1 protein-coding gene is annotated in these 661 nt (G+C 47.0%); it reads right to left on the bottom strand.

Annotated elements, in window-relative coordinates:
* Window positions 1-63: 63 nt before the first annotated feature.
* A partial coding sequence (locus tag A3750_RS01110) for a TRAP transporter large permease subunit (protein ID WP_082873150.1) occupies window positions 64-661 on the bottom strand: 598 nt, incomplete at its 5' end.

The raw sequence follows: 661 nt of genomic DNA, 5'->3' as shown, positions 1-661 counted from the left end.
TCCTTTCCTTGTAAATAAAAAAGCCCCGCACTAGGCGAGGCTCTTCAGCATATCAGCTTTACGCTAACTCATCATTTGATAGAAGAGTGGCGTAAACGCAACGATCAATAGCACTGTACCCATCGTGATCAACGGTAGCAGAATTTTCTCATAGCGCTGATAGAAGCTACCCTCGGTCAAAACGGCCTTGAGCGCTTCCTCTTCCCCTACCACTTGACGAGCAAGAAGGTGGTTAAGCGCAACAGGTGGGCTCAGATAACCAAGCTCAAATGCTACTAGCGTTAACATCCAGAAGTGAATCGGATCGATACCGGCGTTGTAAGCGATGGGTGCAATCGTTTGACTTACTAGTATAACTGCGCCGAAGGGCTCCATGATCATACCCATGATAATCAGGACACAAACTAGTAGACCCATTGCTGCCCAGACACTCGTAAACTCCGCTGGGAACAATTCTACGACACCTGAGCGTTCAATCGTTCCGCCGAGACAAATAGTACAACCGATGAGCAGCAGTAAAGCACCAATCTCTGCGGTTGTCTGGTTCGTTGCTGAACGAACACAGTTCTCGATTCCTTTGTGAGGGATCGTCGTTAATCCGTCTTCGCTTACAGAGTCTTTCTTAGTGATGTGCTCATAGATAAGAATAACCAACATCATT

The sequence above is a fragment of the Oleiphilus sp. HI0079 genome, assembly GCF_001635105.1.
Note: the sequence above shows the minus strand (reverse complement) of the source record. Positions and strands in the feature narration are given on the sequence as shown.